The sequence below is a fragment of the Terasakiispira papahanaumokuakeensis genome (assembly GCF_001709345.1).
GTDB lineage: Bacteria > Pseudomonadota > Gammaproteobacteria > Pseudomonadales > Halomonadaceae > Terasakiispira > Terasakiispira papahanaumokuakeensis.
The window spans coordinates 625,901-640,972 of the sequence record NZ_MDTQ01000001.1; the positions used below are offsets into that span (position 1 = coordinate 625,901).

The 15,072-nt window shown below is 51.9% G+C and carries 12 protein-coding genes and 2 tRNA genes; 3 read left to right on the forward strand and 11 right to left on the reverse strand.

Features of this window, described 5'->3' with window-relative positions; genetic code table 11:
* Positions 1 to 98 precede the first annotated feature (98 nt).
* Positions 99 to 1,052, reverse strand: a complete 954-nt coding sequence (locus BFW38_RS02795; protein ID WP_068997015.1) for a choline ABC transporter substrate-binding protein — start codon at positions 1,050 to 1,052, stop codon at positions 99 to 101.
* A 299-nt stretch (positions 1,053 to 1,351) separates the two neighbouring features.
* Between BFW38_RS02795 and betI the strand changes: the two genes are divergently transcribed.
* From betI to betA, 3 genes are all read left to right on the forward strand, one after another.
* Positions 1,352 to 1,960, forward strand: coding sequence for a transcriptional regulator BetI (betI, locus tag BFW38_RS02800; protein WP_175400919.1), 609 nt, complete (start codon positions 1,352 to 1,354; stop codon positions 1,958 to 1,960).
* A 23-nt stretch (positions 1,961 to 1,983) separates the two neighbouring features.
* Positions 1,984 to 3,468: a betaine-aldehyde dehydrogenase gene (betB, locus tag BFW38_RS02805; RefSeq protein WP_069000158.1), complete on the forward strand. Its 1,485-nt coding sequence runs from the start codon at positions 1,984 to 1,986 to the stop codon at positions 3,466 to 3,468.
* Positions 3,469 to 3,680: 212 nt separating this feature from the next.
* Positions 3,681 to 5,363, forward strand: coding sequence for a choline dehydrogenase (gene betA, locus BFW38_RS02810; protein ID WP_068997017.1), 1,683 nt, complete (start codon positions 3,681 to 3,683; stop codon positions 5,361 to 5,363).
* Between the two features lie 116 nt (positions 5,364 to 5,479).
* On the opposite strand, the gene BFW38_RS02815 is transcribed toward betA, so the two are convergent.
* From BFW38_RS02815 to BFW38_RS02860, 10 genes are all read right to left on the reverse strand, one after another.
* A tRNA-Met gene (locus BFW38_RS02815) sits at positions 5,480 to 5,556 on the reverse strand.
* Positions 5,557 to 5,603: 47 nt separating this feature from the next.
* On the reverse strand, positions 5,604 to 6,902 hold the full coding sequence (locus tag BFW38_RS02820; protein ID WP_068997018.1) for a peptidoglycan DD-metalloendopeptidase family protein: 1,299 nt from the start codon (positions 6,900 to 6,902) through the stop codon (positions 5,604 to 5,606).
* A 547-nt stretch (positions 6,903 to 7,449) separates the two neighbouring features.
* Complete coding sequence (ychF, locus tag BFW38_RS02825) at positions 7,450 to 8,541, reverse strand: redox-regulated ATPase YchF (RefSeq protein WP_068997019.1); 1,092 nt, start codon at positions 8,539 to 8,541, stop codon at positions 7,450 to 7,452.
* 35 nt (positions 8,542 to 8,576) lie between these two features.
* Positions 8,577 to 9,164 (reverse strand): aminoacyl-tRNA hydrolase, encoded by a 588-nt coding sequence (pth, locus tag BFW38_RS02830; protein WP_068997020.1) that lies wholly within the window; start codon positions 9,162 to 9,164, stop codon positions 8,577 to 8,579.
* 32 nt (positions 9,165 to 9,196) lie between these two features.
* Positions 9,197 to 9,826 carry a 50S ribosomal protein L25/general stress protein Ctc gene (locus BFW38_RS02835; RefSeq protein ID WP_068997021.1) on the reverse strand — a complete coding sequence of 210 codons (630 nt, stop codon included), beginning with the start codon at positions 9,824 to 9,826 and terminating at the stop codon, positions 9,197 to 9,199.
* A 215-nt stretch (positions 9,827 to 10,041) separates the two neighbouring features.
* Entirely contained in the window at positions 10,042 to 10,986 is a 945-nt protein-coding gene (locus BFW38_RS02840; RefSeq protein ID WP_175400920.1) for a ribose-phosphate pyrophosphokinase, read from the reverse strand.
* Positions 10,987 to 11,053: 67 nt separating this feature from the next.
* Positions 11,054 to 11,129: transfer RNA gene (locus BFW38_RS02845), tRNA-Gln, on the reverse strand.
* A gap of 15 nt (positions 11,130 to 11,144) precedes the next feature.
* Entirely contained in the window at positions 11,145 to 12,014 is an 870-nt protein-coding gene (ispE, locus tag BFW38_RS02850; RefSeq protein ID WP_068997023.1) for a 4-(cytidine 5'-diphospho)-2-C-methyl-D-erythritol kinase, read from the reverse strand.
* Positions 12,015 to 12,066: 52 nt separating this feature from the next.
* Positions 12,067 to 12,675, reverse strand: coding sequence for a lipoprotein insertase outer membrane protein LolB (lolB, locus tag BFW38_RS02855; RefSeq protein WP_068997024.1), 609 nt, complete (start codon positions 12,673 to 12,675; stop codon positions 12,067 to 12,069).
* Positions 12,672 to 14,543: a tetratricopeptide repeat protein gene (locus BFW38_RS02860; RefSeq protein WP_068997025.1), complete on the reverse strand. Its 1,872-nt coding sequence runs from the start codon at positions 14,541 to 14,543 to the stop codon at positions 12,672 to 12,674. Before BFW38_RS02860 ends, lolB begins: the two co-directional genes overlap by 4 nt.
* Positions 14,544 to 15,072 lie beyond the last annotated feature (529 nt).

Consider the following 15,072-nt stretch of genomic DNA (forward strand, 5'->3'; position numbering starts at 1 on the left):
TTTTTTTCAAGGCCTTACAAGGGCAAAAACGGAGTCGCTTTTATGTGAAGGCTTTTTAGAGCCAAACGCTTTAGGCCCAAACGATTGAGGTGAGAGCTCTAGTCCTGACTGAGGGCTGCTTTGACGGCAGGAAGCGCCGCTTCGCCATTCACTGTTGTGACCCCTTTCAGCCACTGGTCGAGCACGGCGGGGTTGCTTTTGAGCCAAGCTTTTGCGGCGACCATGGGCTCCACTTCATGGTACATGATGTCGGCCATGATCTGGTTTTCCATACTCAGTGTGAAAGACAAGTTATTCAAAAATCGCCCCATATTTTGGCAGTCTTGGCTATAGTGGGCTCGCGTATTCGTATAGACCTTCGCCTCTCCATAGTTGGGGCCAAAGTAGTCATCCCCGTCTTCTAGGTACGCCATGTCAAATCGCGTGTTCATGGGGTGGGGTTCCCAAGCAAGGAACACAATCCAGTCGTTGTGCTCGGTACTATGTTTCACTTCGGCCAACATCCCCGCCTCACTAGATTCAATGAGGTTGAACCGCTTCAAATCGAAGGCGTTGTCATCAATCATGGATTGAATGATGCGGTTACCATCGTTGCCAGCCTCAATGCCATAAATACGCCCGTTAAATTGACGTCGATGTTCTGCCAGGTCGCTGAATGAATGAACCCCGGCGTCATAAACATATTGAGGGACGGCAAGCGTGTATTTCGCCCCTGTCAGATTCGCTCTAATTGTTTCGACAGTGCCCTTTTGGGTGTAAGGCTCGATAATGCTGGCCATTGACGGCATCCAATTACCCAGAAAGACGTCGAAGTCATGATTTTCTAAGCCGGCGTAGGCAATCGGAACCGAGACCGTCTGACTGGTCGTCTGATAGCCCATAGCCTCTAGTACCCAGCGGCTGGTGGCGGTTGTCGCGGTGATATCAGTCCAACCTACTTCTGCAAAATCAACGGTTTGGCATTGTTGAGGGATTTCGCTAGCCCATGTTGGCGTAGCGAGCATCAATGTGGCGGCGCTGATTAAGGTTGTGGTTAATCGCTTATCTTTCATCGGTTTGGTTCCTCATTCGCAGAAAAGCCCCAGGCCCGGTTTTGGATCTATCGCCAGCCGGTATGTTGGCCCCTGGAGATGAATGTGAGCGAATTTTCGATAAATATTTGTTATTAAAATGATGCGCTATTCACTATAGTGTTTTATTAAATGATTGTTCAACCTTTTCTTGAACGATCAATTAATAAAAGATAATCTTGTCCCGTAAGTGGGCATTTGTGGGTCGGGGCCGGCGATGTGAAAACGTCGAGATATGATAATGTGCCGCCTTCCCCTATCAGCCATCAGGAGATCTCGCTGTGCCTAAAGTCGGAATGCAGCCGATTCGTCGTCGTCAGTTAATTGAAGCTACTTTAATGGCGATTAATGAGTTCGGTTTAGCTGATGCCACCATCATTCGTATTGCGCGAATTGCAGGCGTTTCTAGTGGCATCATTAGTCACTACTTCGGCGGTAAAGATGGGCTGCTTGAAGCGACGATGCGCTTCATTTTGAGTGAGCTGGGCCGGGCCGTTGCGATGCGCCGCGAGGGGTTGGCTGAGGAGGATATTCGCGGTCATCTCTATGCGATTATCGATGGTAATTTTGATCGCGGACAGCTTGATCCTTCTGTCATGAAAACTTGGTTAGCTTTTTGGTCTTCCAGTATGCATCACGCGCCTTTGGCTCGTTTACAGAAGGTCAATGAACGGCGGCTTTATTCTAATTTGTGCTATCAGTTTCGGCGTTGCTTACCTCGAGAAGAGGCCCAGATGGCGGCCAGTTCTTTGGCCGCAATGATTGATGGTCTATGGCTTAGAGGTGGGCTGAGTGGCGAAGGCGTTGACGTTGATGAATGTCGCCGCTTGGCGCGTCGTCAGGTTGAATTCTGGTTGGCCCCTGCGACTGTTTTGAAGGAGACGTCATGAGTGAGCGAACAACGAATAATGACATGCAGCATGCTGCTGTTCTGAGTAAGCCGCAAGCGACTTTGTATATTCAAGGCCAGTTGGTTGAGGGGCAAGGGACGGATACTTTTGAGACGGTGAATCCGGCGACAGGGGCTGTCATCGCTCAGATCCGGCAGGCCTCCCAGGCGGATGTGGATGACGCGGTGGCGTCAAGCCAAGCAGGGCAGAAAGTCTGGGCCGCAATGAGTGCTATGGAGCGTTCTCGTATTATGCGCCGAGCGGTTGCTTTGTTACGTGAACGCAATGATGAATTAGCGCTGATTGAAACACTCGATACCGGCAAGCCTCTGAGTGAAACTCGTGAGGTTGATATTGTGACGGGGGCCGATCAGTTGGAGTATTACGCCGGGCTGGCGCCAGCGATTGAAGGTGAGCAGATTCCGCTGAGCGAGCAGGCTTTTGTGTATACCCGCCGTGAGCCGTTAGGGGTTATTGGCGCCATTGGGGCCTGGAACTATCCCTTGCAGATTGCCTGCTGGAAAGCCGCGCCTGCTTTGGCGGCCGGGAATGCCGTGGTATTTAAGCCCAGTGAGATGACGCCTTTAACCGCACTCAAACTGGCCGAGATCCTAACTGAAGCCGGTTTGCCTGAAGGCGTCTTTAATGTGGTGCAGGGCGATGCCCGTGTCGGACAGATGCTGACGAGCCACCCGAACATCGCCAAAATTTCCTTTACTGGGGAAGCCGGTACCGGGAAGCGTGTCATGAGTGATGCTGCCGCCAGTAGCCTTAAGGATGTCACCATGGAGCTGGGGGGCAAATCTCCGCTGATTATTTTTGACGATGCTGATTTAGAACAAGCGGTGTCTGCGGCCTTAATGGCGAATTTTTATTCCAGTGGACAGATTTGCACGAATGGCACACGGGTCTTTGTGCATGAAAGCCTGAAGGCTGAATTTGAAGCGCGTGTGGTTGAGCGTGTGAACAAGATGCGAATGGGTGACCCTCAAGATATGAAGGTGAATCTGGGGCCGCTGGTGAGTTTCCAGCATATGGACAAGGTTCTCTCTTACCTTCGGTTAGGGGTTGAGGAGGGGGCGACGCTGTTAGTCGGCGGTGAGCGTGAGTCTGAAGGTCTGTTGGCTCAAGGCGCTTATGTTCAACCGACGGTGTTTACCGATTGTCGGGATGACATGCGGATTGTCAAAGAAGAAATTTTTGGCCCTGTGATGTCCATTTTGAGCTTTCGTGATGAAGCCGAGGTGATCGCGCGAGCCAATGATACTGATTATGGTCTGGCCGCTGCGGTTTTCAGCCGTGATATCAAGCGAGCTCACCGTGTGATCCATCAACTTGAGGCCGGGATCTGTTGGTTGAACAATTACAACCTTTCACCCGCTGAAATGCCGGTAGGCGGATATAAGCACTCAGGTATCGGTCGAGAAAATGGTATTGAATCTCTTCATCATTACACTCAAACCAAATCGGTTTATGTCGAATTGGGTGAGGTTGAGAGTGTGTTCTGACGTTGATGCCTTTTGATGTTTAAGCGTTCCGATATTAAACGGTTTTGATATTGAACGTCTTTGATATTAAACGGCTTCAAGCGTTTCTGTGATGAATGTTGTGGTGACCACGGTCATCACGATTAAACGCATCACTCTGCTTTTTATTCTTTTCATTATGGGTTCCACGTCTATGGCGGTGGGCATTGGCCGCTTATTGCATGGAGAAGGCTATGACTCAGGTTCGTGAATACGACTACATCATTATCGGGGCGGGATCTGCCGGTAATGTGCTGGCTGCGCGTCTGACCGAAGATGCTGAGGTGTCGGTTTTGCTTTTAGAGGCCGGTGGCCCTGATTGGCGCTTTGACTGGCGCACCCAGATGCCCGCTGCTTTGGCTTATCCGTTGCAAGGCAAGCGTTATAACTGGGCCTATCGGACAGACCCCGAGCCTCATATGAATCAGCGCCAGATGGATTGTGGCCGTGGTAAAGGGCTAGGAGGTTCTTCGCTGATTAATGGGATGTGTTACATCCGTGGCAATGCGTTGGATTATGACCATTGGGCCCAGGATTTTGGTCTCAAGAGTTGGAATTATGCGCAGTGTTTACCTTACTTCCGTAAGGCCGAAACTCGTGATATTGGGCCCAATGACTACCATGGTGGAGAAGGGCCTTTGCATGTCACAACGCCTAAGCCGGGTAATAATCCGCTGTATCATGCATTTATTGAAGCGGGTCAGCAGGCGGGTTATCCCGCCACAGAAGATGTGAATGGTTATCAGCAAGAAGGTTTTGGTCCGATGGATCGGACGACAACCGCGTTTGGCCGGCGTAGCAGTACGGCCCGCAGTTATCTGGATCAGGCCAAATCGCGTGATCACTTGACGATTGAAACCCGTGCGACAACTGATCGGATTCTCTTTGATGGTCTGCGTGCAACGGGGGTGCGCTATTGGCGCCATGGTCAGCCGCATGAGGTGTCGGCTCGGCGTGAAGTGTTGTTATGTTCTGGGGCGATTGCCTCTCCTCAGATTCTGTTACGCTCAGGGGTCGGTGATGAGCGGCAGATCACGACTTTGGGTATTCCCTCGGTCCACCACCTCCCTGGGGTGGGGGAAAATTTGCAAGATCATCTGGAAATGTACATTCAGTACGAGTGTCAACAGCCGATTTCATTATACCCGGCGTTAAAGTGGTGGAATCAGCCGAAGATTGGGGCTCAATGGATGTTCTTGGGCAAAGGGATTGGTGCTAGCAATCAGTTCGAAGCGGCGGGTTTTATTCGCAGTGATGAGCAACAATTATGGCCCAATTTGCAATATCACTTTCTGCCCGTTGCGATTAATTATAATGGCACCCATGCGGTTGAGGCTCATGGCTTTCAGGCCCATGTAGGCTCGATGCGTTCGCCGAGCCGAGGGCGGATTCGGTTACGCTCGTTGGATCCATTCGAGGCGCCGAGTATTTTATTTAACTATATGAGCCATGAGCAGGATTGGCGTGAGTTTCGAGCGGCGATTCGCCTGACCCGTGAGATTATTGCGCAACCGGCTTTCGATGGCTTAAGAGGTCGAGAGCTGGCGCCTGGCCCTGAGATACAGTCCGATGAGGCCTTGGATGAGTTCATACGTGCTCATGCTGAAACGGCTTATCATCCCTGTGGTAGCTGTGCGATGGGGGACGATGCCATGTCGGTTGTTGATGAGCAGGGGCGTGTGCATGGCTTAGAGGGGTTAAGAGTTGTCGATGCCTCCATTATGCCGCGTATTCCAACGGGCAATCTCAATGCGCCCACGATTATGATGGCCGAAAAGATCGCCGATCAGATTCGCGGCCGTGATGCATTACCGAAATCTCAAGCGCCGGTGTTTAGTGTTGCGCCAGGGAGTGCCACTAAACTCAATATGTCGTGAGGTGATCTATTGAGCGGCGTTTTCCTGATCAGGCTTATTCATTAGGCAGGCTGATGAATCAATAGACATAAAAAAAGCGGTTGATGAGTGTCATCAACCGCTTTCTTGCATGAGTCTGGTGGCAATGGCTGGATTCGAACCAGCGACCCCATCATTATGAGTGATGTGCTCTAACCAACTGAGCTACATTGCCACACGGCGGGCATATTAAGAAGCTTCTATGAGGCTGTCAAGCTCGTGTCATGAATCCTTCTCTTGGTTTGACTCGCGACTGGTCGCGAGATGCGCTTCTGTGCTGATCATGACGGTACGTAAGACTTCCATACGCTGTTTAAAAGAAGCCATTTCCGCTTTAGGGATATGCGTTGCCGTCGGAATATCGGCAGTCATTGCATTCACCGGTCGGTTATTAATATGGAGCTCGTAATGCAGGTGTGGGCCGGTGGTACGCCCTGTATTGCCTGAAAGCGCGATACGTTGACCGCGTTCGACATGCTGGCCTTTACGTACCAATATTCGGCTCAGGTGCAGGTAACGTGTTTTGTATTGGCCGGTATGTTTGATTTCAATGTATTTGCCCGCATAGGGGTGATTACGAACGCGTGTGACGACCCCTTCTCCTGTTGCCATCACGGGGGTGCCTGAGGGGGTGGCAAAATCGGTGCCATTATGTGGCGCACGACGACCCGTCACCGGATGGTGGCGGTTGGGGTTAAAAGGCGAGCTGATACGATAATGGCGCTGTGTGGGATAGCGTAAAAAAGCGCGTAGCAGGCTTTCACCATTGGGGTCGTAATAGTTGCCGTCTTTATGCATAAACGCCGAGACGACTCTATTGCGTAATAATAAGCGAACCCCTTCGACCCGGATATTACCAGTGGCGCCTTCGTCAGACATCTCAATGCCCATCACGACCTCAAAGCGGTCATCTGCGCGGACATCTCGATTGAAGTTGATCTTATCTTGTAAGATTTTTTGAATCGCGACGATATCGGCTTTATCAAGGCCAGCGCGTAATGCGGATAAGTAAAAGCTGCCCCGAATAGGGCCAGAGACTATGCGCTGATACCAGATGGTGGGGCTGATTTCATCTTCAAACTCGAATATCCCCGAAGGTGTGCGGCGATAATGCACTGTGCGGCCGGGATGTAAGTGAAGATCGAGTTGTTCTAGGCGCTGATCTTGTTTATCCAGAACAAAGTGCAGGCGCGTTCCGGGGCGCAGTGTGTCCAGGGCTAATAATTCTTCATCGGCCGATAAAATCGCATAAAGGACGGTTTGGCCTAGATGATAGTCATCAAAAATGGTGCTCAGCGTTTCACCGGAAGCGACGATATGGTCGAAGCTACGGTCAGTGCTGTTGTCCTCATCCGTGGGGGCACTGATATCGATGGGCGGCGCTAATTCAAGTACCTGCCGCTCCAAGACTTTGCCCGAAGCGGTTGAGACACCAGAAGTCGACCAGCCAACGATCGCAAAGAGTAAAAGTAAAACAATAAAAGGGGCTGCACGGTGCAGTAAACGGTGAGAGTGCGGCATTATCTCGAATTCTTTCCTGGGCTGTGGCCTATGACATGCGTCCGGCATGCCCCCTTAAGGTGGCGATAGCCGCCGTGAGGCGCAAGCATCCAGTGCAAGGCGCGGGCAAACAATTGCTTTACCCCGATGCGAACAGGCAAAGCATGAATTGTCGCTCAGGCTAATCACTCAATATTATGGATGCAACCGACGCGAGCTAGCGTCACGACTTCATACGATTGGATGACATTCACGCCATCCAAAAAAACTAGTGTAACGATTTCGAGGCCAGCTTTAAATCACAAGTTCATCTATAAGATGAAATGATATTCAAGAGGTCGCCTACTGGGGGCTGCCAACTCACCGTTTAGCCTTTGTATGCGTTTGGAGAAAAGTTGAGGGAAGGGGCCGAGGGAAATGGATTGAGGGGCCGGCTGAGCGCAAAATAAGAGAAGATGGCGTAGTCGTTGAGGCCATAGCACTTATCTATGACCTCAACTTGTCCTATGGCCCCACACGATGCTATGAACTCAGCATCTGAATTATTTGAGCTATAGATCGTCCGGCATTAGGTATTAAAGCGGAAATGCATCACATCGCCATCTTTGACGATATAGTCCTTACCTTCGAGGCGCCATTTACCCGCTTCTTTAGCCCCTTGCTCACCCTTATAGGTGACAAAGTCGTCATAGCTGATGACTTCGGCGCGGATGAAGCCTTTTTCAAAGTCGGTATGGATAACACCGGCTGCTTGAGGTGCTGTCGCCCCTATTTTAACTGTCCAGGCGCGGACTTCTTTGACACCGGCCGTAAAGTAGGTTTGTAGCCCGAGGAGTTTGTAGCCTGCACGGATGACGCGGTTGAGTCCGGGTTCTTCTAGCCCCAGCTCTTCCATGAAGATTTCCATTTCATCATCTTCGAGCTCAGCAATTTCGGCTTCAATTTTGTTGCAGACCGGAACAACTTCGGCCCCTTCTTCTGCGGCGATCTCGCGCACGACCTCAAGATAGGGGTTATTTTCAAACCCATCTTCACTGACATTCGCGATGTACATGGTGGGCTTGAGGGTGAGGAAGTTGTAGCCCCGCAGCACTTTTTTCTGTTCATCATCCAGCCCAAAGCTGCGCAGAGGTTGGCCTTCTGCGAGGTGGGGCTGTATGGTTTCCAGCACTGCCTTTTGGGCGATGGCTTCTTTGTCGCCCCCTTTGGCGGTGCGAACCAGCTTCTGAATCGAACGTTCGACGGAGTCGAGGTCGGCCAGAGCCAGCTCCATATTAATGATTTCGATATCTGAGCGCGGATCGACTCGATTGGCGACATGAATCACATTGTCATTGTCAAAGCAGCGCACGACGTGAGCGATGGCATCCGTTTCACGAATGTTCGCCAAAAACTGGTTGCCTAGGCCTTCACCACGGGAAGCGCCTTCGACTAGGCCCGCAATATCCACGAATTCCATTGTCGTGGGGAGTACGCGCTCTGGATTGACGATGTCGGCCAGCGTATTCAAACGCGGGTCGGGCATGGGGACAATCCCCGTGTTGGGTTCAATCGTGCAGAAAGGGAAGTTTTCGGCATCAATGCCCGATTTGGTCAAGGCATTAAAGAGTGTGGATTTGCCGACATTCGGCAGCCCGACGATACCGCAATTAAAGCCCATAATGCTTATCCTGTGCTGTCGATCGCGTGGCGCAGTCAGCGAGCTTTGAAGCTATGCAGGCGATTCATGGCGGCAGTCCATTCGCCTGAAAGAATCTGTGGCATGCAGGCCAGAGCTTCATCAATGCTTTCATCGATGCGCTGTTGTTCTGCGCCTGGTGCCCGCCCTAGTACATAGCCGGTCACCTGCTGGGCAGTACCGGGATGCCCGATGCCCACACGCAAGCGGTTAAAATTTCGGTTATTACCCAGTTGGCTGATGATATCGCGTAAACCGTTATGGCCACCGTGACCACCACCTTGTTTGAGCCTGACTGAGCCTGGAGGAATGTCCAGTTCGTCATGCGCCACTAAAATGGCTTCAGGCGCAATCTTGAAAAATCCGGCCAGTGCACTGACGGCTTGCCCACTACGGTTCATGAAAGTGGTGGGGAAAAGCAGGTGCACATCTTGCCCGGCCATATGCACTTTACAGTGTAGGCCGTGATATTTGCTCGGGCGCAGAGTTTCCCCATGCGCCCGAGCGAGTGCCTCAACCAGCCAGGCCCCTGCATTATGCCGCGTGCGTTCATATTCGTTGCCGGGATTACCCAGGCCGACAATGAGCTGAATGCGGTTGGTCATAATGCAAGATCCTGGTGGTTTAATGATGGCGCTTATTCAGCGCTATCAGCGGCGTCTTCTTCGTCTTCGTCTGCAGCCCCTTTCTGAGCGGCTACGACGTTAACGATAGCGGTGTCATTGCCGCCGTGTGCCAGTGTGGTGACTTCAACACCTTCCGGCAATTTCAGGTCAGACAGGTGAACCACATCACCCACTTTCTTATCTGCCATGTCGATGTCGATTGAAGCGATCAGGTGCTGTGGCAGTGCAGTCACTTCAATTTCGGTCAGCAGGTGAGTGATTTTGCCGCCTTCATTTTTAACACCAGCACAAGTGGCTTCATTAATGAAGTGAACCGGTACGTGAACGCTTACTTTGTGGGAAGCGTCAACGCGCTGGAAGTCAACGTGAGAAACCAGCGGCTTGAAGGGGTGACGCTGAATGTCTTTGATGATGGCTTGTTGCGGCTTTCCATCGATGTTCAGCGTCAGGACTGCAGTAAAGATCCCTTCATCCTGTTCGAGAACACGATAAAACTCGCGCTGAACCAGGGCGATCGGTTGCGGTACATCTTCACCACCATAAACAATGGCCGGGATGTGAGTTTTCGCACGACGCAGGCGGCGGCTCGCACCCTTCCCAAGGTCGTTACGAACTGTGGCTTCAAAAGTGTACTTGGACATTTTCATTCCTCAATGGAGGCTTAATTAAAATCAGGCAATGGGCTCCGCGACCAGAGGTAATCCATTGCCTGGATGGTGAAACCTGTCTGATGTTGAATCAGGCAGGTTTCGAATTTCATATGCCGTGTGATCAGTTTTGATGATCAGATCCGCACTACTGATCCCCCGCCGTGTGATGCCAATGAGCATTTTGGGCTTGGTATCAGTCAGTGTGTTTATCGGAACATGGCGCTGACAGATTCTTCATTGCTGACACGACGTACCGCTTCAGCCAGTAGGCCAGAAATACTCAGCTGGCGAATTTTGCCACTGGATCGTGCTTCTTCAGTCAATGGAAGCGTGTCAGTTACGATCAATTCATCAAGCGTTGAGTTCTTGATGTTGTCGATCGCAGGACCTGACAGTACCGCGTGTGTGGCATAGGCAACCACTCGACGCGCGCCGCGAATTTTGAGCGCTTCAGCGGCTTTGCACAGGGTGCCTGCGGTATCAACAATGTCATCCACAATGACACACGTTCGATCTTTCACTTCACCAATGATATGCATCACCTGGGCTTGGTTAGCCTGAGGGCGACGTTTGTCAATGATGGCCAGATCAGCATCATTCAGCTCTTTGGCGATGGCGCGAGCGCGTACAACACCGCCTACGTCCGGAGATACGACGACAATGTCGTCATAGTTTTGACGCTCGACATCATCCAGCAGTACTGGAGAACCGTAGATGTTGTCGACCGGGACGTCGAAGAAGCCTTGAATCTGATCAGCGTGTAGATCCATGGTCATGACTCGGCTAACGCCAGCAGCGCACATCATGTCAGCGATCACTTTGGCAGAGATCGGTACACGTGTAGAGCGGACTCGGCGGTCCTGACGAGCGTAGCCAAAATAAGGGATAACAGCGGTGACCCGGGCGGCAGAAGCACGACGCAATGCATCAACCATCAGGATCATTTCCATCAGGTTGTCATTGGTCGGGGCGCATGTCGACTGAACGATAAAGACATCGCCACCACGGACATTTTCGTTGATCTCAATAGCGATTTCGCCATCGCTGAACTGACCAACGGTTGCATCTCCCAGACGGATATCAAGACAATCCGCCACCTTTCGGGCCAGTTCCGGGTTTGCATTACCCGAAAACACCATCAAATTAGACACTTGCGCACCTTGCTTAATATTGGGGTGACTCTGATGGAAGGGCAGAAAGGAAGAAGGGAGGAAAAATTGGCTGGGGTACCAGGACTCGAACCTGGGAATGCTGGAATCAGAATCCAGTGCCTTACCAACTTGGCGATACCCCAGCAGCGCGGCGCATACTACGCCAGCTTTTTCATCGCTGTCAAGAGTGAAGAGCAATTTGTACCCTGTGCGACAAAACCCGTAACACGATGACCTGAAAAGGTTTCTGGCAGTTTTGCCAGCACCGCGTTCGCTTCAGTCATATCGGTAAAGGCAGCAAAAATACATGCACCTGTGCCGGTCAAGTGAGCTGAAGCAAAACGATTAAGCCAGTTGATAGCTTGATCGACCGCCGGGTAGAGTCGACGCACCACTGCTTCACAGTCGTTGCGCCCTCCTTCTTTCAGCGCGGCGGCAAGATTAATAGGTGCGCTGTCTCGTGTCAAATCGGGATGCGTAAAAACTGCGCCTGTCGCACAGTGACAGCCTGGGTGAATGACCAGAAATACGGGGGTATCCAACTCAACAGGGGTAAGGCATTCACCGATTCCTTCCGCCCAAGCCGCTTGACCGTGAACAAAAACCGGAATGTCGGCACCCAGTGTCAGCCCAAGCGTGGCTAGCGTAGCGGCTGAATATCCCAGCTGCCAGAGATGATTTAACCCCATTAATGCAGTTGCCGCATCAGAGCTGCCACCGCCAAGGCCGCCTCCCATTGGCAACTGTTTTTTTAAGGTGATATCGCACCCTAATGAGGTACCCGATTGAGTTTGTAATAAACGGGCGGCTCGTATGATCAGGTTGTCTTCCAAGGCAACCTGATCCAGTGCGGGTGTTAACGTTAAACGGCCATCATGACGTAGAGCAAACGTGAGTTGATCACCATAGTCGAGAAACTGAAATAGGGTTTGCAGCTGATGATAACCATCTGAACGACGTCCCGTAATGTGCAGCATCCGGTTGATTTTAGCCGGGGCCGGTAAGGCGATGTGAGTCGGATTAGACATCGTTCGGGGAAGACCTTTACGTGGATATTCGGAGATCAAGGGGCCGTGATCATCAAGGCGCTAAGTCGGTAGCATTCGCCCCGGTTTGCCATTGATTGATGACCAGGATAAGCCGCCATTGTTGGCGCTCAACTTTAAGGCGTGAAGGCAGGCGCAAATTGCCTTTTTCAACATAGCGAGAAAACGTGATATGCCAGCCATCTTGACTCAGTTGGTGGTCGCCGATGGATTGATATGGGCCAGGAGCGGGCAAGCCGCGAATCCAGTACACCAGGTTAGAGATTGGTAAGGGCCACTGTAGTCCTCTGCGTAGCAGTTGTTCTGGGCTGGCCGCTTGAATTTGTTGACCATCCGAAAGGGTGAGCGTCACATTGAAAGGGCGGCCTGATAGTCGCGTGGCCCCTTGGCCTAGTGGGCCTGTGAGCAGCAGTTCGTAGCGTGCGCCTTGCTGTTGCCAGTCCAGGTTTGCGCTTTGACTCTGGTTGGCATCACGAAACGCCATTTTACCCTGAGCGCGCCATTGCCATAAATGGGCGGCTGGCGGCGCATCTGGGTCTTGAGTCGTCAGCTGTGGTCCTGTGGCGCAGCCGCTCACAAAGATAGCCAGCACCAGGAGGGCTATCTTTTGATAGGTTGGAAAATGATAGGTCATAAAGCTCATTCTGTCTCCGAGGGTTCCAGGCTTGAGGGCACCATTTCGGGGCGTCGTTGCAACAGCTTGTCCAGTAGCGGTGTTTTTGACAACTGTTGCTTCATTTGGCGAATCAGTTGATGAGCTTGGTCGTGCTCACCCAGCGCCCATAACACCTCTGCGAGATGAGTTCCGATTTCCTCTTCTGGCATCAGTTGGTAAGCCCGTTCCAGGTGCTCTCTGGCCTCTTCGGGCTGCCCCAGCTTGAAGAGCGCCCAACCGAGGGAGTCGATAATTTCTGGGGCATCCTCGTCTAGCGCATGGGCCTTGCGTATTAACATCAAGCCTTCACTGGTGCGTTGGGTTTCGTCAACGAGGGTGTAACCTAATGCGTTCAGGTAGAGCGCATTATTCGGATCGTCTTCGAGCAGTGCGCGTAAATCAGCTTCCATTGCTGGAATATTCCCTAGCCGATACCAGGTCATCGCGCGTGCATAGCGCAGTTCTGGCGGAGCGGTATCATTTGGGTTGTCATGAGCAAGGGCTTGATTGAGCCACTTTAAGGCGGCCTCGGGCGTTTGAGCATCAAGTAATAGTTGGTGTCCAACCAAAGTCAAGCTGGTACTCAGGCTCGGGTGTTGTTGACGGTCGTGCTTGATCATCTCAAGCGCTTCATCTAAACGGCCTTGTTGCTGTAATAGCCGACCTGCACTCAAGGCCGCTTCAACCAAGGCGTCACCGTCCTGAACGGCTCGGTAATGTAACAGCGCTTCGTCCGGTTGTCCTTCAGCTTCGGCTAAACGGCCCAGGCGCAGGTGTGCCTGATCGGCTAAGCGCGGATCACGGGTTAACTCATCAAGCAGGTCGTGTGCAGCCTCAACTTTCCCGGTCTCCAGATAGAGCTGGGCTAATGCAAAACGTAACTGCGGATTGTCGGGTTGCAAATCCAGCAGGTGGTTAAACGTGTTTTGGGCGGCGGTGAGTTTATTTTGTAGTAACTGAACGCGGGCGAGCTCCAGCCATAGACGTAAATCACGTGCTTGGCGTTGGGCCGTTCGCGTTAAAAGCGCTTCAGCTTCGTCCAGGTGATGCTGCTCGCTCAGTCTTTGCGCCTTGAGCAGGACCGCTTGGGGATTACTCGGTTCGAGGGTGAGGGCTTTGTCTAGATGTTGATCCGCCGCTTGTGTGTTCCCCAGCGCGTTGGCTAGCAATGCGAGCGCCGTTTCGATGTCAGCACTGGCGGTGGGGGCGCTCGGTGACCCCTTTGGGGAAGGTGTCGTCTCAATCGTCTGTATTTCTTGATATAAGTCGCCCAGTGTTTCCGGCGCTTCATCAATGGCATGGCGGGCGATCAGGCTGTAGTTACTCTCGCCAGTGAGTGCTTTAAACGCTTGGAGGTGATCCAATGCTTCGAGGTACTGACGGTTTTGTAATAGCAGACCTGCTGCGGTGCGTTGGGCGTCGGGATTCTGAGGGGCGGTGTCAGCCCAGAGTAAGGCCGCATCCAGTGCCGCTTGAGCATTGCCGTCAAATTGCGCAATCCAGGTGGCACGTTCTGCTAACAGCGGGTTGCGCAGCTCATTGGCCATGTCGAGGTAAATCGTCAGTGCCGTATCCAATTGTTGGCGTTGGCCTGCTATTTCCGCCTTGAGCAGTTGGTAAACCTGCTCTCCAGTTAACCCTTTAACGCTTGGCCAGCGGCTTGTTGGCGTGGCGGTGTCGAGCGAAGCGTTTGCTGACTGTGGATGGGGGGCTTGTGTGGACTCGGATGACAATCCACTGCAACCACTCAGTAAGGTCGCACTGAGTACAAGAGGTAGCACTGTCAAAGCCTGGGCTGAGCGGGATAACAAGACTGAACGCTTTAGCGTTCGTTCAAAATAAAAGCGTAATGTCATGCGTTAGCGTTCCACTGATCCGACCCCGTTTAAGCCGCTGGGGATAACAAGAGAGTGCACCATCCTATCCTGACATTGGGCAAGGGTGAAGATGCATGGTAATTGACCTGATCAAGCATTCGATTAAATCGCTGTGTTATGATACGCCTCAGAATAGATGAGGTCGTGTCTTCGTGTAACGGATTTATGATCATGCTTGGTGAGTTTCCCTGGATCGTTTCCTTGGTGAGCTTCAAGGCCTTAGTGTCATCACTTGTCGCACTCATGTGCAATAATAAGGTGTGATGGCGTGATCTATGGCTTGAGCGCTCACATCTTGGGCATCTACATAAATCACCGCGTTATAGAGGGCGGACATTGGGGTATGGAGGCTTCGTATTGGGGTTTCCATCACCAAGTAGTCATCTGATAAATTTTTAAGGTATGCCTTGTGAGTATGCCATATCAGTCAGCATTCATTGGCTTCTCTTGTGACAACCTGAGCCTGAACAAGATAAGCGTGATGGCCGACTTTGAATTCGACCTGATT

Excerpts from the sequence above, each read along its gene's own strand:
- BFW38_RS02795 (WP_068997015.1), bottom strand. The coding sequence starts at position 1,052 with ATGAAAGATAAGCGATTAACCACAACCTTAATCAGCGCCGCCACATTG.
- betB (WP_069000158.1), top strand. The coding sequence starts at position 1,984 with ATGCAGCATGCTGCTGTTCTGAGTAAGCCGCAAGCGACTTTGTATATT.
- BFW38_RS02835 (WP_068997021.1), bottom strand. The coding sequence starts at position 9,826 with ATGTCCAAGTACACTTTTGAAGCCACAGTTCGTAACGACCTTGGGAAG.
- ychF (WP_068997019.1), bottom strand. The coding sequence starts at position 8,541 with ATGGGCTTTAATTGCGGTATCGTCGGGCTGCCGAATGTCGGCAAATCC.
- BFW38_RS02820 (WP_068997018.1), bottom strand. The coding sequence starts at position 6,902 with ATGCCGCACTCTCACCGTTTACTGCACCGTGCAGCCCCTTTTATTGTT.
- ispE (WP_068997023.1), bottom strand. The coding sequence starts at position 12,014 with ATGTCTAATCCGACTCACATCGCCTTACCGGCCCCGGCTAAAATCAAC.
- pth (WP_068997020.1), bottom strand. The coding sequence starts at position 9,164 with ATGACCAACCGCATTCAGCTCATTGTCGGCCTGGGTAATCCCGGCAAC.
- lolB (WP_068997024.1), bottom strand. The coding sequence starts at position 12,675 with ATGAGCTTTATGACCTATCATTTTCCAACCTATCAAAAGATAGCCCTC.
- BFW38_RS02860 (WP_068997025.1), bottom strand. The coding sequence starts at position 14,543 with ATGACATTACGCTTTTATTTTGAACGAACGCTAAAGCGTTCAGTCTTG.
- betA (WP_068997017.1), top strand. The coding sequence starts at position 3,681 with ATGACTCAGGTTCGTGAATACGACTACATCATTATCGGGGCGGGATCT.